Origin of the sequence: Citrobacter sp. ANG330 (genome assembly GCF_047467925.1) — a bacterium.
GTDB classification, from domain to species: Bacteria; Pseudomonadota; Gammaproteobacteria; order Enterobacterales; family Enterobacteriaceae; genus Citrobacter_A; species Citrobacter_A amalonaticus_G.
In genome coordinates this window covers 486,734-511,439 of record NZ_JASJUI010000003.1, presented here as the reverse complement: position 1 = coordinate 511,439, position 24,706 = coordinate 486,734, and the positions used below count along the sequence as shown (strand labels likewise).

Below are 24,706 nucleotides of genomic sequence, written 5' to 3'. Positions count from 1 at the left end.
CACAGACACTAGCGTTTTCTGCCACCCATCAGGCTGCCTAACATCCCACGAATGATCTGATTAGTGACCTGACGCGCTGCGCTTTTGGCGACGCTCTGAACCACGCCATCGCGCTTGCCGCCGCGCGGCCCGGTGCTGCCGAAGAGAATATCCTTCAGCCCGCCAAGGATCCCGTCGTCAACCGCTACCTTTTTGCCTTTTACCGTCGGGCTACTTTGTGCTTCGGTCGTTGCCTGGACACCTTTTTGCAGCATTTCAAACGCGGATTCACGATCCAGGTCGTCTTCATATTTGCCATAAACCGGGGAGTGGTTGATAAGCCCGTTGCGCTCATCATCCGTTACGGGTCCCATCCGTGAGCACGGTGCGATTACCATCGCTCGCTCAACAACTGACGGACTGCCTTTGGCATCAAGAAACGAGATCAGCGCTTCGCCAGTGCCCAGTTCCTGAATCGCTTTTTCCGTATCGAATGCCGGATTAGCGCGCATGGTTTGTGCGGCGGTTTTCACTGCCTTCTGATCTTTCGGCGTGAAGGCGCGCAGGGCGTGCTGAACGCGATTACCCAGCTGACCGAGTACGTTATCCGGAATATCCGCCGGGTTCTGCGACACGAACCAGACGCCAACGCCTTTCGAGCGGATCAGACGGATCACCTGTTCAATTTTATCCAGCAGCACCTGTGGGGCGTCGTTGAACAGCAGGTGTGCTTCGTCGAAGAAGAAAACCAGCTTGGGTTTTTCCAGATCGCCGGCTTCCGGCAGTTGCTCATAGAGCTCGGAGAGCATCCACAGCAGGCTGGCGGCGTAGAGTTTCGGCATCTGGTAGAGCTTCTCGGCGCTTAGAATATTGATGATCCCTTTGCCATTAGCATCGGTTCGCATCCAGTCTTTGATGTCGAGCATTGGCTCGCCGAAGAAGTGCGTTGCGCCTTGCTGTTCAAGCGTCAGCAGCCCGCGCTGGATCGCCCCGACCGAGGCGCTGCTGATATTGCCATACTGATTCTGGAAGGATTTGGCGTTATCGCCGATGTATTGGGTAATGGCCCGCAGATCTTTGAAATCCAGCAGTAACAGACCCTGATCATCGGCAATACGGAAGATGATGTTCAGCACACCGGACTGCACCTCATTGAGGTTCAGCAGACGCGCCAGCAGCAACGGCCCGAGATCTGAGACCGTGGCGCGAACCGGATGCCCCTTTTCACCGAAGATATCCCACAGTACCACCGGGTTGCTGTGCGGTTGCCAGTCGGTAATGCCGATATTTTTCAGCCTGGCGAGCAGTTTTTCGGAAGCCTGGCCTTCGGCGGCGACGCCCGTTAAGTCACCTTTCACATCGGCCATAAAAACCGGTACGCCGATTTCCGACAGCGACTCGGCCAGTTTCTGCAGCGTGACGGTTTTCCCGGTCCCGGTCGCCCCGGTAATCAGCCCGTGGCGGTTCGCCATACCGGGGAGTAAAAAGAGTTCAGTGTCCGGCGTGCGGGCAATCAGCAGGGGTGCGCTCATGAGATTTCCTCCATTTATCCTGCGTCGAGTATAGGCAATATGAGGGGAAGAGAATATGCGCAGGGGAGAGAAAATCGCTTATAGCGTATTGCCGTGGTAAATCTGGTACCCCAAATCGATGGTATTGTGGTTGTGGTCGTTATTCTTGATTTTGCTCAGCAACATCTGCGCCGCCATGCGGCCTATATCAAAGCGGGGCGTGATGACGCTGGCGAGGCTTGGGATCATCTGTCGGCCCATCTCCAGACCGTGGAACCCGGCAATAGAAATTTGCTCCGGCACGGACAGTTCGCGTTCCCGGCAGAACAGCAGCGCGCCCATCGCAATATCATCGTTGGTGCAGAAAACACCGTCTAAATCCGGATGGGCGATCAGCGCGTCGCGCATCAATTGGGTACCAAGGTGAATGGACGAGATCGCTTTCGGATTAACGCGCAGGGGCGTCAGATTTCGCTGCGTCATCGCGTCGCAGTAACCGCAAAAACGTTGCTCATCACGGATATCGTCTTTCGAGCCCAGATAGAGAATTTTGCGCCGCTGGCGTTTATCCAGCATGGTGCTGACCATATCAAATGCCGCCTGGCGGTTATCAAATCCGACTTCCATATCCAGCCTGTCACCCTGGATGTCCATTAGCTCGATAATGGGAATGGCCGCCGAGCGCAGGAATTTCACTGTGCGCAGGGTGTGATACTTCTCGGAAAGAATGATGCCGTCGATATTGTAGGAGAGCAGGTTGATAACCGATTCCTCTTCTGATTCGCGGTCGTAGTTGTAGTTAGCAATCAGCGTCTGATAGTTGTGGTCAGACGTCACAGATTCAATCCCGGCAAGAATATCGGCGAAGAGTTGATTCTGAAATGAGGGGATGAGCACGCCGAGCGTGTAGCTTTGTGCGTTCAGCAGCATGGCAGGCGCACGGTTCGGGATGTAGTTGATCTCCTCCATGATCTGCGCGATACGCTCGCCGGTTTCCTTTGCGACTTTTTTCGGCGAGCGGATATAGCGGCTCACCGTCATTTTGGTCACGCCCGCGAGCGTGGCGATGTCCTGCAAAGAAATTCTGTGGTTCCTCATCTTCTCTCCCGTACCGGGGAGCGGCGGCGACATCGCCCCCCGGTGGTTAATCACGCCTTAATGCAGAACCGCATTCAGTGCCAGCACGCCCAGCAATCCCATAATCGAAATCAGGGTTTCCATCACGGTCCACGTCCGCAGCGTTTCACCGACGCTGAGGTTAAAGTAGCCCTTGAACAGCCAGAATCCCGGATCGTTGACGTGCGAAGCGATTACGCTGCCAGCCCCGGTTGCCAACACCATCAACGCTGGATCGGCATGAGTGACGTTAATGATCGGCAGCACCACGCCTGCGGTCGTGATCGCCGCAACGGTCGCAGAGCCCAGCGCGATACGCAACAAGGCAGCCACCGTCCAGCACATCAGCAGCGGCGACAACGAGGTGCCGGTCATCAGGTGCGAGATGTATTGACCCACGCCGCTGTCCACCAGAACCTGTTTAAACGCGCCGCCGCCGGCAATAATGAACACAATCATGGCGATGGCGCCGATAGAGTCACCGACGATATCCATGATCTGTTCGATCGTCCTGCCATTGCGTCGCCCGAGGGTGAAAATCGCCAGCACGATGGCGATAAACAGCGCGACGGCAGGATTGCCGATAAACTCAAAGAATACCCGCACTGAGTTGGTTTTGGGCAGTGTAATTTCACAGACAGCGGCAACGGCCATCAGTATGACGGGGATCACCGCCGCAAAGATACTGTTCCAGAAGGACGGCATCTCCTCTTCGGTGAACAGGTGCGGGTTAAACAGCCCTTCCGGCGGCGCTTTTTCAAAGCGGGTCAGCAGTTTTGAAAACAGCGGGCCTGCGACAATCACCGTAGGAATGGTGATAATGAACCCGTACAGCAGGGTGGTGCCAAGACTGGCTTCAAAAATCGTCGCAATGGCGGTTGGCCCCGGATGCGGCGGCAGGAAGCAGTGGGTGACCGAAAGGGCGGCGACCATCGGCACGCCGACGTACAGCAGCGGCAAACCGGATGAGGCCACCACCGTGAATACCAACGGCAGCAGCAGTACAAACCCGACTTCGAAGAACATCGCCAGCCCGACGACCAGACCGGTGACGACCAGCGCCCACTGCACGCGCTTTTTACCAAACGTTCCGATGAGGGTGGTCGCGATCCGTTGCGCGGCCCCCGTATCAGAAATCAATTTTCCCAACATTGCGCCAAAACCGAGGATCATCGCCAGCCCGCCGAGCGTACCGCCGATCCCGTTTTGAATGGAGTGTAAAACGGCCTGTGCGTCCATCCCTTCGGCGAATCCCACGACGGCTGCGACCAGAACCAGGGCGATGAAGCCATTGACTTTAAAGCCAATCATCAGGACCAGAAGCAGCGCGACGCCTGCCGCAATTATGATTAATGGCATAATCTTATCTCTTATGTGTGCCAAAAAAGCAGCGCTTGCGCGCTGCGTAGGGTTGCTCAGCGGTTACACCGCGACCAGCATGCCGCCATCGACGAACAGCAGGTGTCCGTTGACGAAGTCCGAGGCTTTGGAGGAGAGAAATACCGCTGCGCCAATCAGTTCCTGTGGATCGCCCCAGCGGGCGGCAGGTGTACGTTTACACAGCCATGAGGTGAAGGCTTCATCCTCAACCAGCGCTTTGGTCATCTCGGTTTTGAAGTAGCCCGGCGCGATGCCGTTAACCTGGATGTTATGGCGCGCCAGCTCTACGCACATACCGCGAGTCAGCATTTTCACCGCGCCTTTCGAGGCGGCGTACGGGGTGATGGTGTCGCGCCCCAGTTCACTTTGCATTGAGCAGATGTTGATCACTTTCCCGGCCTGGCGCTCCACCATGCGGCGGGTTACCGCCTGGGAGACGAGGAACACGGCGGTCTGGTTAACGGCGATCACGTCGTTCCACTCCTGCTCAGGGAATTCGGTAAACGGGTGGCGGCGCTGGATCCCGGCGTTATTGACCAGTACATCAATCGGGCCAATATCTTTTTCGATATGATCAATGGCGGCGTCGATATCCTGCTTATGCGTCACGTTAAAAGGAGCGGCAACGGCGCGGATCCCTTCCTGCTGTAGCTTTGCGACGGCGGCTTCAGCCCGTTCTGACGTAATATCGTTAACGATAATCTGCGCGCCATACTTGCCAAGACCCGTTGCCAGCAAATAACCGATCCCCTGGGCGGAGCCGGTGATCAGAATATTTTTACCTGCCAGTGAAAAAAGATCGTTCATGATATTGCTCCTTATTTTTCATTCTCAAAGACGAGCTGAACTTTTGCCGCCTGGGTTTTATCGCTGGCGAAAATCAGCGCCTGTTCCAGGTCGGTAAACGGATATTCCGCACTCAGTAGCGGCAGTGGATCGATAACGTTATGCGCCAGCCAGGAGACTGCGGTATTGAATTCGGTGGTAAAGCGGAACGAGCCTTTCAGCGCTATCTCTTTGCCGATCAGCATCATCATCGGGAAGTCCGGAACGGCACCACCCATACCCACCTGCACCATCACCCCTTTTGCGCGGGTGACTTCCAGACAGGTGGTAATGGAGGAGGGATGGCCGGAGACCTCGAAACTGATATCGAAATAGCCTTTCTCCGTTTTCCACTGGTCCAGAGCGTCATGCTGGGGATTTACCAGCGTATCCGCGCCCATTTGCTGAGCCAGCGACAGCGAACGGGGGCTGACATCGGCACAGACCACTTCCGCCGCGCCCAGCGTTTTCACTGCGCTGACAATCAGGCAACCGATGGGGCCGACGCCAGAGATAAATACTTTTTTCCCCTGAAGATCGCCGGCCTCATGCGCGGCATGAATGGCTACGGCCAAAGGTTCAGCAAAGGCCATCACCTTTTCGTCCGCCTCTTCCGGGTAGGGAATGCACTGGGCGGTATCGACCGTTTTAAACTGGGTAAAGCCGCCGTCGACGTGCGGAAAATACATCGCACTGCCAAAAAAGCGCATTTCAGTGCACTGGTTTTCTTCATGCTGAAGACAGTATTTACAATGACCGCATGGCTTAGATGGATTAATGGCAATCGACTGTCCTTCGCGTAATGTTTCTGAATCGCTATGGACCACTTTACCAATAACTTCATGACCTAAAATCATCGGTGCTTTGACGGTAAAATTACCGACTTTCCCTTCCTGATAATAATGTAAGTCGGAACCGCAAATTCCTCCTCGGGTTATTTTTACGAGCGTGCCTTTATTATTCCATTCGATATTCTGTTGGGTTACGGCAACAGAACGCTTACCCGCGACAACGCAGGATTGAGTTTTCACTTCCATAAATGCCTCACTGGGTCAGGTCTTCATCTCCAGTGCATTTAAGCGGTTTTAATTGTCCTTATTTGTGACAACTGTCACACTGGAAAATTGTTACACTACAATGTTACGCATAACGTGATGCGCTTTATAATTCTCATCTATGGAAATTAAAAAGCGTGAAATTGCCGATTGTGCAGGCGTAGTATCGCGCCATGGAATATGACGCAGAGGGTTTTACATGGCCGGGGAAAGCTATATTTTGATGGGCGTTTCAGGAAGTGGTAAATCGTTAATTGGTAGTAAGGTGGCGGCATTATTATCGGCGAAGTTTATTGATGGCGACGATCTCCATCCTGCCAAAAACATTGATAAAATGTCCCAGGGAATACCGTTAACTGATGAAGATCGACTGCCGTGGTTAGAGCGCTTAAATGATGCATCTTATAGTTTGTATAAAAAGAATGAGACCGGATTTATTGTCTGTTCATCATTAAAAAAACAGTATCGCGATTTTTTACGCAAGGGCAGTCCTAACGTCCATTTTCTCTGGCTGGATGGTGACTATGACATTATCCTGGCGCGGATGCAGCGTCGGGCAGGTCACTTTATGCCGGTCGGCTTGCTGAAAAGTCAGTTTGAGGCGCTGGAGTGTCCGTTGGCGGAGGAAGCCGATATTGCGCGTATCGATATTAATCATGACATTGAGAACGTGACGGCGCAGTGCCAGCAGGCTGTTCTGGCGTTTCGCCAGGCACGAGAGCGACCCAGCGCCTCATTCTGAGTTGAGAGGCGCTGAGTCAGACCGTTAGAAATCGGCTTTCAGCACCACACGGTAGCGGGCTTTACCGTCGCGCACGTGCTGGATTGCTTCGTTGATTTGCGACATCGGGAACAGTTCGGTGGTCGGCGAGACCTTGCTCCGTCCGGCAAACTTCATCAGCTTACGCAGCTCATATGGCGTACCGGTCGCCGAACCGGAGATGCTGCGATCGCCGGCAATCAGCGTGAAGGCAGGGACCGGCAGCGGCTTCAGCACTGCGCCGACGGTGTGGAAGTTGCCGCCGTAGGCCAGCGCTTCGAAGTAGGGTTGCCAGTCGAGATCGACATTGACGGTGTTGATGATGAGATCGAACTGGCCCGCGAGCGCCGTTAATGCCTGCGGATCGCGACTGTTCACCACTTTATCGGCGCCCATCGCCAGCACTTCTTTCTCTTTCGCCGGGTTAGAGCTGAACGCGGTAACTTCACATCCCATCGCATGCAACAGCTTGATGGCAATATGTCCCAATCCGCCAATACCAATTACCCCGACACGGCTGGTGGCGGTGACGTGGTGCATCAGCAGTGGTTTGAACACCGTAATACCGCCGCACAGGAGTGGACCGGCAGATTCAATATCGATGCTTTCTGGAAGCGGGATCACCCACTGCCAGTCAGCGCGCAGTTTCTCAGCAAAGCCGCCACGATTGAGAATGGTTGGTACTGCACCTTCCAGGCAGTTGATCTGATTACCACTGATACAGGCATCGCAGTGACCACAGCTGCGTGCCGTCCAGCCAATCCCCACGCGCTGGCCTACCTTCAGGCCTTTCCCCTGCGCCGCGCTGCCGAGGGCGGCCACGCGACCAATTACTTCATGCCCGGCAACCAGTGGATACTGAGAGAATCCCCACTCATTGTCGATCATCGACAAATCGGAATGGCAGATACCGCAGTAATCGACCTGCACTTCGACATCTTCCGGCTTGAGTTCGCCCGCATCATATTCAAAGAGTTCGAGTTCGCTGCCCGCCTCTTTTGCGGCATAGCTTTTAATCATCGACATCGTGTTTCCCTCAATGTGGTGTTGAACAGAAAAGTGTAGAGCATGAAAAACGGCGTCGCTTCGCAGAAGGGGGGATTAAGAAGACGGCGTGCTGGTTTTTTCGACACTTAGCGGAGAAGACATACGCTACCGCTTGCATGGTTGCGTGCTACAGGTATAATCCACAACGTTTTCCGCATACCTCTTCAGTGCCGAAGTGGCGAAATCGGTAGACGCAGTTGATTCAAAATCAACCGTAGAAATACGTGCCGGTTCGAGTCCGGCCTTCGGCACCAAAAACGATTGTGATAATCGGAAAACCTACAACAATCAGTACGTTGTACAATGAAGCTGGACGTTGACGGCAACTACAAAATGGCCGCATCTCCGGCTTTTTTTGTTTATAAAGCCTCGGGCCGGATCTTTTCACTCACTCCCTGTTTTGTCAATCTCTCTCCACGCAACTTCTGAGCATCTCGACATTGTGTTCAATATAGCTGAGCGTCACCTTAATATCGCGGTGGCCGAGTAGTTTCTGCGTGACATACAAATTTTGCTCCGGTTTCTGCATCAATTCTGTGGCCACGGTATGACGGTAGCGGTGCGATGAAAAACGGCTGTGGCAGGCATAGCTGAGTTTGGCAAAGAAATAACTCACCTGATTTTCTGTCATCGGTTTACCCTGGCGCAGCGTCCGCCGACTGAAACGATTGATGTTGAACAACTGATCGTCAGCCCGTATTCCCTTTGTTTTCGCTTCTTCAAGCAGATGCTCCAGATAGGGCCGCAGCCGGGAGGCGATGGGAACAATATGTTCATCATGGCTTTTACTGCCTTCGATCTGAATAAACAGCGTGTCATGGACCAAATCGATATCCCTTACGCGCAGGTGAATAAGCTGATTCAGCCGGATAGCTGTGTAGTTGAAGGTTTCGACCACTGTCAGCCAAAACCATGCCGGATATAAAGGCGAACGATAGCCGCGCTGCATTTTCTCCCGTTCGATAAATTGGTTCAGTACTTTGCGGGATGCGACGATTTGCTCGCGGGTCAGGGTTTTCTTTTTCTTACGAGATTCCCGCAGCGATGTTTTCTGGAATGGATTGATGAACTGCTCCAGTAGCCCCTGTTCAATGGCGAAGTTATACAAGGCTCGCATATGGCGCATATAGTGGTTCCAGCTCACCGGCTTGATACAGCGCACATTTAGCAGGTAGTGACGCCACTCCAGCACCATATGCGACGTCACTTCGGCGGGTAACACGTTGCGCCAGTGAGTGAACTGGTTTACTGCCGTGCGATAACAGCTCTGGGTGTCAGGTCGCAATAAGCGGGCAAAAAAATACTCTTCCAGGATCTGTTCAAAGGTCATTTGAGTGACTTCCTTCATTGAGCAAGAGATGAGGGTTATTAAAGGGAACGTCATCTCCAAAAAGCGGCGTGGGATCGTCAAGCAGATATCCCTTCAGACGTGAACAACGGCGTGGGCCGACAACGGCGCAGTGCCAGATGTTGAGGCCGTTTTTTTGTTTTCGGTGAAGATTCAGGTTCTGGAACTTCTTCTGTACCTCCCGCCAGTATTCATCAGGGACATTCTGACCGCAGGCGCTAAGCCAGAGTTTGAAAATACCGGGCGTCACCAGAAACACCGACCCGGCGACGGTATGGATTCGGGCGTTAGGTTCATTGACTTCCAGATGTTGAGCCTGAACATTACGAACCAGCCACTGCCAGAAGGCTTCGCCTGAAAGTGGGATATCGTCCTGTTCGGGTAGGGGGGATGGTTGTTCCACAGTGATATCCGTTGCAATCACTGTTTCTGTCGCATTCTGGACTTCCGCTATCGGCGTGACGGTTCCACTGAAGGTTGTGGGCCGCTGTTGTGGATCTTCCCAAATCAGCGAAGGGGGAAAGCGTAACAGCGTAAGTTCACTACTCCAGCCGCCGTTAGCCTCAATCCGGCAATACCAGATGGCTTTATCCTCACAGGGAATGAGCAACTGGTGTGCCTGCATCTCATCGAACAGTCGCACGTTATGCTGCGGTACGGTGTCAATACCCTGGCGCAGCAACCAGCCACGGACAGCATCGGCAGCGTTCTTGCTGACCAGCCACAGAGCTTCCTCCGTCAGCCAGCCGTCAGAGCCACCGTTCGGGTTGCTGAGTCGGAACTCATTTGCCAGCAGGTCGCGCAGGGCGGCGATGATTTGCTGCGGCAGCGAGGTTTGTGGGCGGTGGATAGCCTTGACCGGATCGCCGCCAAGATTAAACGCCACCGACGCCCGGTCGGCTTTCTGCACCAGTTCACCCGCCAGCCCGGCATACTGATACTGTCCGTTCAGGCAGTGCAGCAGAGTGGATAACGCAGCGGCATCGGCGGCGAGCCAGTCGAGGCTTTCTGGGGGGAGCAGTTGGGTGAGTAGAAGGGCTACTGCAGCTGGATGGCGCAGATAATCACGTTGCGGCAGATAACGAAATCGATAAGGCTGGGTCAGTGGGCCATGCCACGGAAACCAGCGTTTCCCGCTGACATCTTCCACCTCAATATCGGTGATAAGTTTGCCCAGATCGTGCAGCAACGCGGCGTAGATGATAACGGTGGTCCAGCGTTCGGACTGCGCCGCCTGATCTTCTGGCGCAGCATCAGGCGGGAAAAGATAACTCTGCCGCAGTCGTGCGGCATAGCAGGCAGCTTCGAGACTGTGATCGAGCAGGCCACCTGCGTGGGAGTGGTGGTGGTTTTCCGAGGCTGGGAACAACTGCGCCAGTTCTGCGAAGCGATGGATTGGTATCAGCCAGAAGCGTTCAAACAGTGAGGCGGGAACGGCGGTGCTCTGGCGAATAAACTGGATCAGCTGTTGGCGGGTAGTTTCAGCCAGTAACGTCTGTGCCGATTCAGGATGCAGCCATCCCTCCGTGGCGCTCGGCTTGCCGTCGGATGGTATGGTCTCTGATTTTTTGCGCGTCAGCCATATCCGCATAATGGCCCTTTCCCCTTTTTCGGGTAAGCCCGTTACCCCTTCACTCTCTTCCCCTTAACCTTTTGGATTTTGCCTTTTGATGCCGTCAGATTTGGGGCGAAACTGTTTATTGGGTTGCGCAAATTTATTGGAGTGGAGAGAAACGGCAGAGCAGGATGCTCCGCCGTTGATATGAAGATCATGCGCTCAGCGCTAACGGCTGCTGCGCCCGTTCAAGCAGATACTCGCAGGCATTACGCGCTAACCCGCTGGCGCGGAAAATCGCTTTTTTGTCCTGCTGCAATACCTTCAGCCACGATGCGATGTAGCTGTCATGCTGTAGCTTCGCCTGAATGCCGACATGAGCGCACAGGAAGGCAGAGCCCATTTCGGCAATTAACTCTTCGAAACTGTACGTCGGATCGCCAAAGGTATGGTTTCCAGCGGTGATGCCGTCCCGACTCAGCCGCGAAGCGTGTCCGGTTGCGTGTGTCAGTTCATGCAGCAGCGTGCCATAGTAATCTTCACGCGAAGCGAACTGCTCAGGATGCGGCATGATGATGCAGTCGCGTCCCGGTGAGTAATACGCCCGGTTCTGGCGTCGGTGAGTGATCACTACCGCGCTTTGCCGGGCAACCTGTTCAGCGGCGGCGATAGGGTCATCGACCATCACGACAGGCTGTGAAAACGCCTCCGGCAGTCCTTCACATTGCTGAAGGTTGAACAGCCGGAACTCGCGTACCACGGCATAAGACGCCACTTTAGGATTGCCGTCAGCATCAAGAACTGTGTTCCCGTTGCTGTCCACTACCTCGCGCTGCTGGGGCAGATAAAACACGGCCAGTGTAGATTTTTCGCCTTTGCGGATGTTACCGCCCGCATTGCGAATTTGTGTGAAGGTCAGCCAGCGATCGCTTTCATATCCCTGTCGTTCTGCGCTGTTCCAGAGCAGAGGAATATTGATACCGTGATAAAACCGCCCGGATAAGGCATTCATCGGTACCACCGGTTCCCCTTCCCGCCATGGGCGAACCCAGGGAATCACGCCTTTCTCCAGCGCGGCGATAATTTCATCGGTGACTTTCTGGTAAAGATCGTTGCTTCTGTTCATAAGCGTAACCTCATGATAAAGAAGCCGGGTACAGCGCTCCCGGTCGGGAGTCGCCCGGCACGGGGAGTGAAGGATGCTGAGGCAATCAGCAGGTGTGAAGGGCAGTAACCAACAGGTGGTTATCTTCAAGCGTTAAGCGCAGCGGCGTCATCAGCGGCACATTGCTGCTGCCGTCAGAAGGCAAACAGTACAGACCGAAATTAATGCTCTTACGGTCTGGGCCTGCGCTTTTGAATGTCAGCATGGTGGCGACAATCAGGTTTTCGAGACGGTCGTCTTCCTGAGAAGGGTCGGGTGGAAAACTAACTACCTTTTCCCAGGCCTCAGTTGAGACAGACAGCGATAAGGATTTTGCTTCAGGGTAAGATGAAGTTGGCATCGTGTTTCTCCAATAATGAAAGCAGAGAAACACTGCCCGACAGGGAGGGATTCCCTGCATGGTGGGGTAGAGGATGTATCAGGCGCTAAGCGCTGTCCGCGAGGATGATACGGAGCGGACGAAAAGGCGAGCCTCACCGGGAAGGTGGCAACCTGAAGGCTCTGGTTGCGGGTTGAACTTCGTACAGATTAATACGGTATAAATAATAATCAAGAGACTGGTTTCTCAGAGCGAGAGTTGGGGAGTCGTTATTCTGGAATCCACTTTGGTACGCAGGATTTATTCGCTAGAGGGGTTAAAGGCAATTTATCCTCTGGGGGGGGCATAAAGCATATTGGGCAATCGATAACACCTGCGCAGCTCACGGTCTCAGGCTTTGAAGATCTGCTTACGATGCCAGCCGACATATTGTTCAGTGGGCCAAAGCGATGTGTCATGAGGAAGATGCAACTGCTGGCCGTTCCGTTGCCAGAACAGGTTGTCTACCACCGGGCTACGACTGACGCCGCCGGAGATGCGGATAGTCAGGCTTTCATCCAGCCCGAATGCGCCCATATCAAAAGCATCATGATGCAGTGAACACAATGCCAGACCGTTGTTCACCACACATGGCCCACCATAGGTTTTCCAGCGGATATGGGCGGCTTCAATACCAATCAGCGCACCATCGAGCCGTAGATCGTAACCGCAGAAAGCACATCGGGAGTGGTAAGCCCGGAGCACGATATCTCTGAAGCGTGGATCGCGGTGCTTTGAACGATCGATAAAATCCAGACCCAGTTGGTTGGCGAGGATCCGCTGAATACTTTCGGGGAAGCGATCTATCAGGATCTGCTGAGCCAGTTGGTCGATCATTTCAGGGTGTGCAAGTAGCTGTTGGTATGCAGCTTCATCAAAGCCGCCCACTACCTGGTTATCAATCAGCTCTTTCTTTGTTGGCTGGGTGTTGCCTAGACGGGGTTTGCAGCCTTCCGCATTGGCAATTTCCCAGAAGCCATCAGTTCTGAGCCGCCAGAAGGGCATATTGGGATAGTCAGTGCGTCGCTTGGGACCAAACTCTTTTAGCAGACGAGTGAGTGGTTCGTGGATCTCAAGGCCGTAGTTAAACAGGCGCGGGTGGCCTGCTTTGTACTGCGACAGCACATACAATAGCAGCAGCGGTTTATGCGGCGCGCATACATCACCCTGACGCCATATAGAGACGTTGGAAATGGCCGATTGCAGTGCTTCGAGAGATATCATGGGAATACCGGGTAACAGGCTGATGTTATTGCGATCATGCTCGCAAAAGCGGTGAAATTCAATTGTGGTTTGTCTCGTTGATGAGAGGGAAGCGGCATCCCAATCCTATCTATTACAGTTTTATCTATTCCGTCAGATCTCAGCTCTGCCTGATGGCGTTGTGAAAACGGCTTAAATCTAGGCGTAAAATCTATAAGCACTAGCCAGAGTGAGCGGACAGACCAGCAAAGGTTGTTGTTACGGATAAAAGCTTTCCTCAGTTGGACAGCTTTGCGAAGTATGTTGCTGTAGATGCAATTGTTCAAGGCAACAACCAAGTGAAAACATGTGGAGGTTCTTGGCCTGAGTATCTGACAGTCCTTTGTTGGTGGAAGAGTCGGGGCCATACTTATTTACCTATGCATCAAGACTGTGAGGGAATATCGGGATGTGTTGACACCGAACAAATCAGAAAATAGATACAGGAAAAACTCTAACGCGGTGGCCATCTTTTGTTGATAACTTCAGAAACAGAATGGCCACGATCAACAACCTGTTTGATTGCTTCAATTTTAAACTCTTCGAGGAAACCTTTACCACTCACAGACACCTTTCTTCGAACTACCTTAAATGATACTGTGATGGATATTAACTCTTTGATTATTAGAATTATTAATCAATGATGACTAGGTGGTTTCACGATAAGATGCAGGTCAAATTACAATCTGGAGGGATTGTGAAAAGTAGTATTTGAGCACCATTAAATGCTGGTAACATACTGTGGGGCAGGTAGAAAAACCACGGTCGGGCGGTAGCGTGGGCTCATGCGTTCAGAGTCACCCATCTAAATTTAACATTTGTTGAACGTTTTAAAGACAGTGGAGAAGCTATCTTTAGTAACTTGTTCAGTCCGCACCAACCTTTGAACTTGCCGAGTTTAATAGCTATTTTAGTAAGTGATTCTAACTGCACATGGAAACGAACTCGGACTTGATAAGTACTGACAGCATCTGAAACGGTTGTTAATATTAAGAAAAACCTGTTAAATAATACTACCTTTCCCTCATAAATCAGAAGAGTATACTCACTCGGCATTAAATTGATCCGAGAAAGTTCACTACCTAGAACTGGTTGCTAGTCAACAATTACTGTAAGATTCGAAAAATGTGATAACTAATATATTTCATTATTCTAATGAAATAATATTTGTCATTGTGCAAATACGTTTTTAATTTCTGTTCAATCAGCAAACAATCGGCAATATAATCAATTAAGCTTCGTGAGCAAATGATCGCAATAAATTGCTATTATGACAATATTTCTATGAAAGGCATCTTCTCTTTGAAGCACTAATCTCTACTTTAATTTAAAGGTTCGGAATATTTATGACCAATAATAAAGAGTTTGTGAATTTTAATGTTTCAGCACGAACCGCACGCCTGATTGGAAGGGAAAACGTTGCAACTTCCGATGGAGCTATTATCGAGTTAGTTAAAAATACATATGATGCGGACTCAAAATATTGCATCGTTTATTTTGACATACCTTATTCAACACTTCCTCAGATTATACAAGAAGGGGACTTTAATGAATTATTAAAACATGCGTTGAGTATCAATTTAGAACTTAGAGATTTTTATATTCAAAATAAAATTACTTTCGAGTGGGAAATTCGTAAATACAGCCTTCCCCAAGGTGCCACGTCAGATGAGGTAGAACAATTCAAAAAAGATCGAGCTGGTGAAAGTGAAACATTGAGAGGTTTTTTTGGCGCACTCACTAATATTTATATTATTGATAATGGTGAGGGAATGAGCGCTGAAACCATAAAGAAAAATTGGATGACTATAGGTACAGACAATAAAACTTATGACATTAAATCTAAGGGTGGAAGAACGAAATCTGGCGCAAAAGGAATTGGACGATTTGCTCTAGATCGACTTGGACGACTCTGTGTTTTAAAGACAACCACAGAAAATTCAAATGGAGTTATCTGGAAAGTTGATTGGGATAGTTTCGAGCAAAATGGGAAAAATATTAATGAGATCTACGCCACACTTGAAACGCCAGATGCAGATAATAATATGGATGCATTATCTATTTTAGGGCCGGAAATAGTAGGGGAAATAAAAGCAGGGTTAAAAAAACGAAAAAATCCATTAGATTTGGAAAAGACATTATCTACAGGAACAATTATAAAAATTTCTTCTGTTAGAGATCATTGGAATGATCTTGCGATAAAGAACTTAAAAGACAGACTAGAATCTTTAGTTCCACCATCAGAAGATACATCATTTCAATTATTTTTATTCTGTAGTAACACTGCAAAATACAATGGATTATTACAACCTGAAATTTGCGAAGATTATGATTATAAATTAGAAGTGAATTTAGATAAAAAACTTAATTTATCTGGGCGTGTAATTAGGAATGAGTTTAGATTAGAAGATATTCCATCCGAATTTTTTCAAAGCGACGATACTAAGGATTTAAAAGATAAAATAAAACTGTTAGATTTTCCATTATCCGAACTAATGCCCGGCATCAGTGATATGGAGTTAAGCAAGACAGGCCCATTTTCGTTCACTCTTTATTTTATGAAACGGACCGTACCCAATAAAACAGATACCGAAAAATATTATCAAAAGAAAATTGATACGAATAGTCGTAGCTTATGGCTTGATAGTTATGGCGGTATAAAATTATTTAGAGATAACTTTAGAGTCAGGCCTTATGGGGAAAGGGGCAGTTCTTCATGGGATTGGTTGGAGCTAGGAAATCGAGTTGCTCTTAACCCCGCGCAGGTTAGTCGCCATCGACACTGGAAAGTAAGCCCAAATAACATTACAGGTGTAATCAATATATCAAGGATTGAAAATCCATATCTGGAGGATAAATCTAGTCGAGAAGGTGTACAAGAAAATGACTCTTTTCTTTTTTTTAAGAACATTATAGAAAAATTAATAAAAATTTTCGAAGATGACCGAAGCTATTTTTTTAGTGAACTACTCAAATTCAATCAAAAAAAATCAACGCTACCTAGTGAAGATGAAATATCTAAAAGAGATATAGAGAAAGCAACTCAAATAGCTAACGAAATTTACCAACAATATAAAAATAAAAATGATGGTTCAAAGCGCAAATCGAAAAAAACAGATAACGAAACTATTGCCACTGTTTACCTGAAGGAGAAGGAGGAAAAAGAAGGGTTAGCAAAAGAACTTACTGAGATGCGTGAAGAGAACTCCTTATTAAGAGTGTTTGCATCAAGTGGTGTAACAATAGCTTCTTTTACACATGAATTAGAGAATCTTCAAATCAAGTTAGGAAGTCGATTTGATGAAATTAAACAATTAATCGCCCCCTTAATCGATGAGGCATCACTTTCTAATATTTACAAATATGATAACCCTTATTATAGATTGGATTTATTTGAAAAAGAAGATAAAAAATTAAAACAGTGGTTACAATATACACTCAGAACTATACGTAAAGACAAACGCAATCAACAAAATATTAATATCGCTGATTATCTTGAAAACTTCAAGACCGAATGGAGTGACACATTAGATGAGCGTTGTGTTAACCTTACATTACAAAATAAAAGTACGGACTATCGATTGAAATCATTTGAAATCGACTTGGATTGTATATTTAATAACCTTTTAATTAACTCTTTAGATGTATTTATTCGTAACGAAGTGTCGAGTGAATGTAGAAATATAGAAATTTCAACTGAAAAACTATCTGATGGATTTCACATTAGATATGAAGATAGTGGCCCTGGATTAAGTAAAGACATCGTAAACGCACAAGATATTTTCCAAGCGACATATACAACAAAAAGAGATAAATATGGTAAAGAGATTGGCACTGGCATGGGGATGTGGTTAGTGAAAAAATCACTTGAGCAATATAATGCAAGCTGTACTATTTTACCAGGCACTTCAGGTTTTTCTCTTGAGATAATATTTCCATAAATAAGGTAATATTTATGAATAAATTTAGAATGGGATATCTTGATGAAGATGAATCAGATATTGCACGGTTCTATGACTTCATAAAAAAATATGATATCTATGAATTCATTGACTTTAAACCAAAACCGTCTATTGAAGAGCTAATCGATGAAATAAACTCAAGTAATCTAGATATATTAGTCATTGACTTTCAAATTAATGAGTACGTAAATATAAATTATAATGGAGTAAGAGTCTTCGACTCAATAAGAAATAAAAGAAAAAATTTCCCTTGTATCATATTAACTTCATTTGCTGATGATGCTATTTCCGAATCTTTCGATACGCACATAGTGTATAGTAAAAGTATTCCATTTGGTTGTGATACAGAAAGTAAAAAACTTTTTGAATTAAAAATCCGTAAAAGTATAGAGCACTATATTAGTGAGTTACAAAAGGCATCTGACGAGTTTGCGAAGTTAACTTCTTTAACTAGTTTGACATTAGATCAAGAAAATAGGCTTGTTGAATTAGATGAGTTTCTAGAATCTAGCTTAAACAATGATGTCAAAATACCGAAACATTTAAAAACTTCACAGCACATTGGTAACATTAAAGAATTAATTAATAGAGCAGAAGATATTTTAGAAAAAATGGATACTTTATATGTTCCCGCTGAGAAAAAATAATCCTAAAAGAACAAAGCAACAAAAGCTGAGTAAATACAATTTATATAAAGCAGCATTATCAAAAGATTTTTTTTGCTGTTGTGGCTATTGTGGAACTCACCATGTTTATTATGGCTCAGGAAAATGTTTTCACATAGATCATTTTGCACCCAAAAGCAAATTTAAACATCTTGAAAACGAATATTCTAACTTGGTTTATTCTTGCCCCACGTGTAATATAGCTAAAAGTAATGACTGGTGTGGTCCGACCGAGAATGAAAGGATCTTCAATAATGTTGGATATATTGAGCCTTGCGATGAGGTCTACGCTACGTCATTTTACAGGGACTCATCAGGTAAAATTAAGTATCAAGAAGGGAATCTTGCTGCAAAATATATGTATCACAAGCTAAAGTTTGGGTTAAAGCGACATGAAATATTTTGGCTCGCCGATTATTTTTACGAATTAGTACCAAGAATAAGTAAGAAACTCAGAGAAACCCCTGAGAGCAATCCATTGTATGATGAATTAAAAAAATTATTATTAGACTCCATCGAACAAATGGATAAATACAGACAACTACAACGAGAATTATAACAAAGATGAGTAAAGAATTCGGGGTTTTTTATACGCCAAAATTTCTTATTGATTTTATCATAAATAAACTACCTATAAAAAACATAAAAAAACAGAGTGTTAATGTTCTTGAACCAAGTGCTGGAGATGGGCGCTTCATTGACCACTTACTTAGAAAAAATCCTAGGATTGTAGTAGATGCGTCATTAGTTGAAATAAATAAAGAGTCGGCGAGTCTTCTTGAAGATAAATTTATTAATCAAGAAAAAATCAGGGTTATAAACTCTGATTTTTTATATTATGAAAGTACAAAAAAATTCGACGTTATAGTTGGAAATCCACCATATATATCAAAGAAACATTTAACAAGGAATCAGATAGAGAGATGTCGTGAAATTCTTTCGGCAGCATCCATTCCTAGCTTAGCAGATAAAAATATATGGACATCATTTATTGTTCGTTGTACTTCAATGCTTGAAGATAATGGTGTAATGGCTTTAGTGCTTCCATTTGATTTGTTACAGGTGAAGTTTGGTAGCTATATACAATCGTATCTTACGTCAAATTTTTCACGAATAGAAATATACACATCAAATAAGCTCGCCTTTGATATGGCTGAACAAGATACTATAATCCTGCTGGCGTTTAAAAATTCTAAAAGAAAAGGATTGTTTTTAAATGATCTTGAGTTTGATAAAAATAAAAAAAATAAACTTTTGCACCACACCGCAGATAAATGTAGGAGATTAATTTCTCAAGATGAAAACATCAAATGGAGTTCATTAACGTTATCTGATTACGAGTTGAATTTTCTGACAAGACTAGCAGGTAAATTAAAGAGTATAGGTAGTTACGCAACTTCTAGACCTGGCATAGTAACCGCTGCAAACAGTTTCTTTATAGTATCGAAAAGAAAAATAGAAGAATACTCATTGCAGAAATATGTTTCTCCAATAATTCAAAAAAGTCAATTTTTTCAAAATAATATAGTTTTTAATGAAAGTGATTTTAACGAATTAGTAAATTCAAACAAGCCGAGTTATTTTATCGATTTATCCGGTTACATCAAAAATTCATCAGAGCGAGTTGAAGACTATTTAAAACTTGGAGAGTCCTTAGAACTTCATAAACGTTATAAATGTCAGCGAAGAAAAAATTGGTACGTAGTTCCTAAGGTACCACCTGGAGAGGGTTTTTTCTTTAAGAGATGTAATGAGTACCCTAAACTGCATAAAAATAATTTTGAGATCCTTACGACTGATGCTGCATATAACCTGGTAGTTAATGAGGGTTATAATATCGAATCTTTAATATACTCTTTCTATAACCCTCTAACTTTATGCTTTGCTGAGTTATATGGACGGTATTACGGAGGTGGTGTTCTAGAGCTTGTTCCTAACGAATTTAGAAGACTACCGATACCCTATAAAGAAATATCATCGCAATTGTTTCTGGACTTCTCTAATAAATTCAAAAATAAAGCTAATATAGATGAAATTCTTCTAAGCAGTGGGAGGTCCGTTCTTTCAGATATCATCGAAGAGCATGAGTTTATTGAAATAATTAAAATTTATAAGAAATTAATCCAACGTAGATTAAAAAGCTGATATCTGAGCCCAGACCTATTGGTCTGGGCATAAAAAATTGCCACAACATTCTATCTCTTACAAAAGGTCACGAAGGTATGTATGTAATATTAAAACAATAATAAATATCGATTGCTGTACTCAAAGTATTTTATATGCCTTTTTTATTTGCAATGAAAATAATATTCTCATTAAGTGGTTTGCCACATTTTATTATTAAAGTCGCAATCCCTATGTTGCGATTAACTTTAAAATAATCCGCCCACCAGTGTATATACTGCCGACATTCAACGATGTTAATGCATATATATCAAGAAGTTAATTAGCTGGCTGTAAATTAACTAAAATAATTGAGACTTATGTGAAGATCATTAAAAATAAGGTGTTACAGATATTTGGAACAGTCCTAGTCTATAAAATATAGAATCTGTTTTTCAATTAAAAGAGATATTTCAATACATTTTGTGTGTGCATCGGGCGTAAATTTGGCAATTCACCTTCCAATAATCCCCCCAGCTTTCCCCCCGCTATCCTGCGCCACCTTAACCCCACCCGCCAGCGCCCCGTTCACCGCCACGCCAACCCTCACTCCTGCCCAGGTCATAGCACCTAGCCAGAACGTCGGCAGCACCAGAAACATCGATCCCATCACCAGATTGATAATCACGTCATCCTGCGTATTCTGTATCCCGGCCAGATTCCAGCTACTGTGGGTATCGCTGTTGTAGAGTACATCCAGCAGCCAGCTATCGAGCCACCGCGCCAGTTCCCACCAGAAGGTGAGGAAGAACAGCGCGAACTGCACAAATGTCAGCGTCATTACCACCTTCACGTCCCACGCCGAGCAGAGCGTTACCAGCGGAATACAGATCACTAGCGCCATTTGCAGTAGCGCCTGTACCATCGGTAGTGCCTGGCGCACGCTGTCGAACGCCGGGAACGCCGCTATGCTGCCGAGGATATTTCCGGCGCTGGATGCCAGCCGGGTGGCGGCATTGGCGACAGTGCCATCGACATTACCGCCGTAGCCGGGGTAGACACGTCCATCCTGCGATACCTGCATATTGCGTTCACTGACCAGCGAGCGCAGCACGGCCTCTTCATATACTGCCTGCGATTGGCCGATCTTTTTAAATGCCGTCCAGATATCCGGGGCCGGGAGTTGCAGGAGTCGGGCCTTCAGCCCAACAGTGTCGTTGGCCCACCACTGTTTGCAGGTGGGGTAGCCGCCCGCGCCTGTATCGGCCAGCCCGGCATCGCGTGATGCGCTATACGACCAGTCGCTATGTGGTGAAAGCGCATGGTCGGTATCGTAGTAACCCGCCGTGTTGAGAAAATAAGATGATCCCAGCCAGGCCGTATCGTCACTGGTGTCATCGTCCAGCTCTCCGGCGCGGAATTTCAGGCGGGCGCGGGAAGGGGCATAACACTCCTCGACAAAATCCCGCAATTCCTGTGCCAACGCTGGATCCTTGATTCGGGTGTGCTGCACCTCAAAGCGGATCTGACGCAGGTCTGGCTGGCAGGGCAGGGTGGCAACCGTTGCGCTGGTGATGCCTTTGCTGATCATATGAATAAAGTACCACCAGACCGGGACGGCGGCGGTTTTACCGCCCAGCGAGTTTATAATCGGTTGATAGCCGGTATCGGCGGGCTGTGGCACCGACATGCCGCACTGCTTTGAGCGCGTGGTGTCATATTTGATGGTATCGAGGTCGATGTTCAACATTGGCACGCAGGTGAACATAATGACCAGCAACGAGGTGTACATCAGGTGCTCGGTCCAGAGCAGAGAGAGCGCGGCTTTGTTGCCTTCATCCGCTCCCTGGCTTCTGGCCTGTAACCACAGCGCCAGCAATTTAATCAGCAGCGGCAGGGCGAACAACCCGGTGGCGCTGATCGCGTTCCACAGTCCGTTATTGACCACCCAGCCGAGCAGCGTCAGAAAGTATTCCAGATAGCTGTTGGTTGTCACCGGAACACCTCCGGCACAATCTCATTGAGTGCGATCAGTACGATAAACCATAGCGCGATACGGCGGATGGCCGGGCGATACGGAGGGAAGCGATCGTACAGACGCCAGCCCACACCGGACATTGCAGCGTACAGCGTTATACGCCAGAGCAGCAGATCGCTGCGGTTAATCTGCGGTGCGTTACCTGATGATAGATAAAACATCACTGCCATGCAGATTAGCAGCAGGGTGCCGGAGAGCATCAGCCGTTTCATTGCGTATCCCCGTCAGTGGGTTTGCTGAGATCGTCCACCCGTTTGTCTGTGTCGTCTTCTACGCCGACAGCCTGGCCTTTGGTCTTCGCTCGCGTTGTCTGGCGTTCAAGGATGGTGAGCGCGGCGTTATCTGCCAGCGACTGGCGCATATCCAGTTCCAGCTTAAGCTGTGACAGTTCCTGGTCGAGCTGGGCGATGGTCTGGGTCAGTGCGGTTTGCGCCTCCTTTTCACCGGAAATATTAGGTTCGCGCATCCCAGCCAGCAGCGTGCGCCGGGCCATCAGCGCCTGTTCCATCACGCGGGAAAGTGCCAGTTCGCCGGAGAGCCGCTGGATAAGTACCGCTGCATCAGGATCGTCGCGCAGAGCTTCAATGACGCCGCGTGTCAGATGCAGTTCGCCGCCGCTGGCTTGCGCCAGTGTGTCATCGTTAACGGGCTGGCTGCGGTTCACCATATCGATAATCAGCGGCTGGATCTTATCCTGCTCTTCCTGAATCAGCAGCGTCAGTCCGACACCGGATTGTGCGCCGCTTTGCTGGTCAGTGTCGCCAGACTGATCGTTGTCCGGGGCGACGTTAATGGTCTGTTCGCCAACTACCCGCGTCAGCCATTGTGCGGCGTCGTCGGGTTTGCTCCAGACCTGACACAACTTACCCTGGCAGTCGTTGCTGGATACCGAACTGGTGCTTGTTGCGCTGCGATTATTGAGGATGTTGTAGCCTGCGACCGTCGTATCGCGAACCAGTTTGATGGGCGGCTGGCCTTTACCGCCGCGATGTTCGCCACCAACCCAGCGTTTGCCTTTCTCTGCCGCTTCTTCGGCCGCTCTCTGGTCGGCGCGAACGGCGTCTTTTTCGCTGGCCGCAATTCCCTGATAGTTCTCCGCCTGAGCGCTCTGCGTCCATGCCGGACCGAGCGCATAATCGGTCATCTTGCCTGCCATCTTCTGGCAGCTTAACAGTGACTTATCGAAGTCGAGGCGTCCCTGAAGCACACCGTTGGTTAGCAGATCGTAGAGCTGGGGATTGGCTCGCTGGATCACCATCGCAGGCAGGCTGGCGACCGCGCTGGTCGCGCTTTCGATAACCTCGCCCATCAGTTGCTGGAACCCGTCCGTCATACCGTTGAGTTGGTTGCGTACCGTGGTATCGATATCGAAATTACCGCACATCATATCGCTGTTCCAGCTTACGCCTGCCGTCAGCGGGAAGGTGTTACGCCGGGTTGCTGAAGGGGGAATGGCCGCACCGCCGCCGATGCGGTAATACATCCAGTCGCTGATCGCCCCCTGTTGTTTGTATTGATATTTATCGGCTGCCGGGGTGAGAAAGGCGACGAACAGAAGACACCAGGCTGAGCGCATAGTTAACCTCCACTGCTGCCAAGAAAGGTCTGCCCACGACGCGGGCAGCATTTATAGGGCCGCCACAGCGTCCAGACATATGCGCCATCTTCTGCCAGTTTATCGGCGTAAGAGTCAGTGGTGGAACCATCCGGGAAGATGGCGCATGAGGCAGATTTTTTAGGAACCAGCATCTGCCACTGGTGGTTATTGCTGTCGCCTTCCTTAACAGGATTCGGAGGCCAGTAGCCATCGTGTGAAGAGGCGGTCAGCGGAATATAAACATGCGGCTGACCACTGCGCGTTACTAGATCGGCAGAGCGTTGGGCGATGACCGCTCCGGCCTTATAGTCATGCGTCTGGCTGAGCCCCCCGGCTCGCGGGTAGACATTGCCCCACATATCGCCGTCTTTACTCACTTCGCGCAGTCCGGGCGTTAATGCCTCCGGGTAAAACATTTCCGGTACACCGCTGCGCCAGGCGAGCGTATCCAGGGTGCTGAGAAAGTAGGGGAGAAGAGGCTGTGATGACGGGGCGCAGACGTAGCCAAACTGAGAGAAGAAATTTGCCAATGCATCACCGGCAGGAAAGCCTATTGCATCGGCGTTCTTGAAGCGGACTTTGCTGTGCTGGCCGACAGCGCGGGGATTGGTATCACCACCGGTTTCAGCGATACCAGGCAGCGGCGAGCTTAACGGCGACATCTCAGCCCACGGGTTTTGCCCGGTTACACTGTAGGCTGAAACCACTAGATCCGGGCGAAAATGGCGTACTTTCACCGATGTACGTACCGAGCAACCAAACGGCGAACAGAACAGCCAGTAGCAGACGCCCACGATCTGGTACTGCACGCATTCCGGCGACAATGCGGAGGCGGCGATTTCCGGCGTGGTGATGGCCTGCGCGGCAGGCACAGTTAGCGAGATGAGTAAGAATAGGGCAGCGCGGCGAACAAACATATGGCACTCCGGATGAGACGGATGCCGTGGGTTTATCGCACTCTATGAAGGTTTTCCCGTCGAAACTCAATATCCAGATGGGA

The 24,706-nt window shown here is 48.5% G+C and carries 20 protein-coding genes and 1 tRNA gene; 6 read left to right on the top strand and 15 right to left on the bottom strand.

Annotation, left to right across the window (positions count from 1 at the left end; genetic code table 11):
* Positions 1 to 8: 8 nt before the first annotated feature.
* The 5 genes from QNN88_RS10705 to idnD all read right to left on the bottom strand — a co-directional run bounded on the left by QNN88_RS10705 (position 9) and on the right by idnD (position 5,848).
* Positions 9 to 1,511 (bottom strand): helicase HerA-like C-terminal domain-containing protein, encoded by a 1,503-nt coding sequence (locus QNN88_RS10705; protein WP_414240198.1) that lies wholly within the window; start codon positions 1,509 to 1,511, stop codon positions 9 to 11.
* Between the two features lie 78 nt (positions 1,512 to 1,589).
* Positions 1,590 to 2,588, bottom strand: coding sequence for a DNA-binding transcriptional regulator IdnR (gene idnR / locus QNN88_RS10700; protein ID WP_414240197.1), 999 nt, complete (start codon positions 2,586 to 2,588; stop codon positions 1,590 to 1,592).
* Positions 2,589 to 2,645: 57 nt separating this feature from the next.
* Positions 2,646 to 3,965, bottom strand: coding sequence for a gnt-II system L-idonate transporter (idnT, locus tag QNN88_RS10695; protein WP_042999261.1), 1,320 nt, complete (start codon positions 3,963 to 3,965; stop codon positions 2,646 to 2,648).
* 63 nt (positions 3,966 to 4,028) lie between these two features.
* Positions 4,029 to 4,793, bottom strand: coding sequence for a gluconate 5-dehydrogenase (idnO, locus tag QNN88_RS10690; protein ID WP_044327256.1), 765 nt, complete (start codon positions 4,791 to 4,793; stop codon positions 4,029 to 4,031).
* A gap of 11 nt (positions 4,794 to 4,804) precedes the next feature.
* Complete coding sequence (idnD, locus tag QNN88_RS10685; protein ID WP_414240196.1) at positions 4,805 to 5,848, bottom strand: L-idonate 5-dehydrogenase; 1,044 nt, start codon at positions 5,846 to 5,848, stop codon at positions 4,805 to 4,807.
* 217 nt (positions 5,849 to 6,065) lie between these two features.
* On the opposite strand from idnD, the gene idnK reads away from it, so the two are divergent.
* Complete coding sequence (gene idnK / locus QNN88_RS10680; RefSeq protein ID WP_414240195.1) at positions 6,066 to 6,608, top strand: gluconokinase; 543 nt, start codon at positions 6,066 to 6,068, stop codon at positions 6,606 to 6,608.
* A 24-nt stretch (positions 6,609 to 6,632) separates the two neighbouring features.
* Here idnK and ahr read toward each other — a convergent pair whose 3' ends face one another.
* Positions 6,633 to 7,652, bottom strand: a complete 1,020-nt coding sequence (ahr, locus tag QNN88_RS10675; protein ID WP_414240194.1) for an NADPH-dependent aldehyde reductase Ahr — start codon at positions 7,650 to 7,652, stop codon at positions 6,633 to 6,635.
* A 190-nt stretch (positions 7,653 to 7,842) separates the two neighbouring features.
* On the opposite strand from ahr, the gene QNN88_RS10670 reads away from it, so the two are divergent.
* Positions 7,843 to 7,927 (top strand) — tRNA-Leu (locus QNN88_RS10670).
* Positions 7,928 to 8,076: 149 nt separating this feature from the next.
* Here QNN88_RS10670 and QNN88_RS10665 read toward each other — a convergent pair.
* From QNN88_RS10665 to QNN88_RS10645, 5 genes are all read right to left on the bottom strand, one after another.
* The gene (locus QNN88_RS10665) at positions 8,077 to 9,003 is read right to left on the bottom strand and encodes a tyrosine-type recombinase/integrase (protein WP_414240193.1); all 927 of its coding nucleotides are present in this window, start codon (positions 9,001 to 9,003) and stop codon (positions 8,077 to 8,079) included.
* On the bottom strand, positions 8,993 to 10,612 hold the full coding sequence (mobH, locus tag QNN88_RS10660; protein ID WP_414240192.1) for a MobH family relaxase: 1,620 nt from the start codon (positions 10,610 to 10,612) through the stop codon (positions 8,993 to 8,995). The genes QNN88_RS10665 and mobH overlap by 11 nt, the downstream gene beginning before the upstream one ends.
* A gap of 178 nt (positions 10,613 to 10,790) precedes the next feature.
* Positions 10,791 to 11,702: an ArdC family protein gene (locus tag QNN88_RS10655; RefSeq protein WP_414240191.1), complete on the bottom strand. Its 912-nt coding sequence runs from the start codon at positions 11,700 to 11,702 to the stop codon at positions 10,791 to 10,793.
* An 85-nt stretch (positions 11,703 to 11,787) separates the two neighbouring features.
* Positions 11,788 to 12,081 (bottom strand): hypothetical protein, encoded by a 294-nt coding sequence (locus QNN88_RS10650; RefSeq protein WP_414240190.1) that lies wholly within the window; start codon positions 12,079 to 12,081, stop codon positions 11,788 to 11,790.
* Positions 12,082 to 12,450: 369 nt separating this feature from the next.
* Complete coding sequence (locus QNN88_RS10645; RefSeq protein WP_414240189.1) at positions 12,451 to 13,323, bottom strand: phosphorothioated DNA-binding restriction endonuclease; 873 nt, start codon at positions 13,321 to 13,323, stop codon at positions 12,451 to 12,453.
* A gap of 1,364 nt (positions 13,324 to 14,687) precedes the next feature.
* Here QNN88_RS10645 and QNN88_RS10640 point away from each other — a divergent pair.
* The 4 genes from QNN88_RS10640 to QNN88_RS10625 are packed head-to-tail and all read left to right on the top strand — an operon-like array spanning position 14,688 to position 20,113.
* Positions 14,688 to 17,282 carry an ATP-binding protein gene (locus tag QNN88_RS10640; protein ID WP_414240188.1) on the top strand — a complete coding sequence of 865 codons (2,595 nt, stop codon included), beginning with the start codon at positions 14,688 to 14,690 and terminating at the stop codon, positions 17,280 to 17,282.
* 14 nt (positions 17,283 to 17,296) lie between these two features.
* Positions 17,297 to 17,950 (top strand): response regulator, encoded by a 654-nt coding sequence (locus QNN88_RS10635; RefSeq protein ID WP_001032096.1) that lies wholly within the window; start codon positions 17,297 to 17,299, stop codon positions 17,948 to 17,950.
* A complete protein-coding gene (locus tag QNN88_RS10630; RefSeq protein WP_000484301.1) occupies positions 17,928 to 18,527 on the top strand; it encodes an HNH endonuclease in 600 nt (199 codons plus the stop codon). Before QNN88_RS10635 ends, QNN88_RS10630 begins: the two co-directional genes overlap by 23 nt.
* A gap of 5 nt (positions 18,528 to 18,532) precedes the next feature.
* Positions 18,533 to 20,113 carry an Eco57I restriction-modification methylase domain-containing protein gene (locus QNN88_RS10625; protein ID WP_414240187.1) on the top strand — a complete coding sequence of 527 codons (1,581 nt, stop codon included), beginning with the start codon at positions 18,533 to 18,535 and terminating at the stop codon, positions 20,111 to 20,113.
* A 472-nt stretch (positions 20,114 to 20,585) separates the two neighbouring features.
* Here the strand turns inward: QNN88_RS10625 and QNN88_RS10620 are convergent, their stop codons facing one another.
* Genes QNN88_RS10620 through QNN88_RS10605 form a run of 4 tightly spaced genes read right to left on the bottom strand, consistent with a single transcriptional unit; the run spans position 20,586 to position 24,623 of the window.
* Positions 20,586 to 22,067, bottom strand: a complete 1,482-nt coding sequence (locus tag QNN88_RS10620) for a conjugal transfer protein TraG N-terminal domain-containing protein (protein WP_414240186.1) — start codon at positions 22,065 to 22,067, stop codon at positions 20,586 to 20,588.
* Positions 22,064 to 22,321, bottom strand: a complete 258-nt coding sequence (locus tag QNN88_RS10615) for a hypothetical protein (protein WP_414240185.1) — start codon at positions 22,319 to 22,321, stop codon at positions 22,064 to 22,066. The genes QNN88_RS10620 and QNN88_RS10615 overlap by 4 nt, the downstream gene beginning before the upstream one ends.
* Positions 22,318 to 23,685 (bottom strand): integrating conjugative element protein, encoded by a 1,368-nt coding sequence (locus QNN88_RS10610; protein ID WP_414240184.1) that lies wholly within the window; start codon positions 23,683 to 23,685, stop codon positions 22,318 to 22,320. The genes QNN88_RS10615 and QNN88_RS10610 overlap by 4 nt, the downstream gene beginning before the upstream one ends.
* Positions 23,686 to 23,687: 2 nt before the next feature.
* Entirely contained in the window at positions 23,688 to 24,623 is a 936-nt protein-coding gene (locus QNN88_RS10605) for a TIGR03756 family integrating conjugative element protein (RefSeq protein WP_414240183.1), read from the bottom strand.
* Between the last annotated feature and the right edge of the window lie 83 nt (positions 24,624 to 24,706).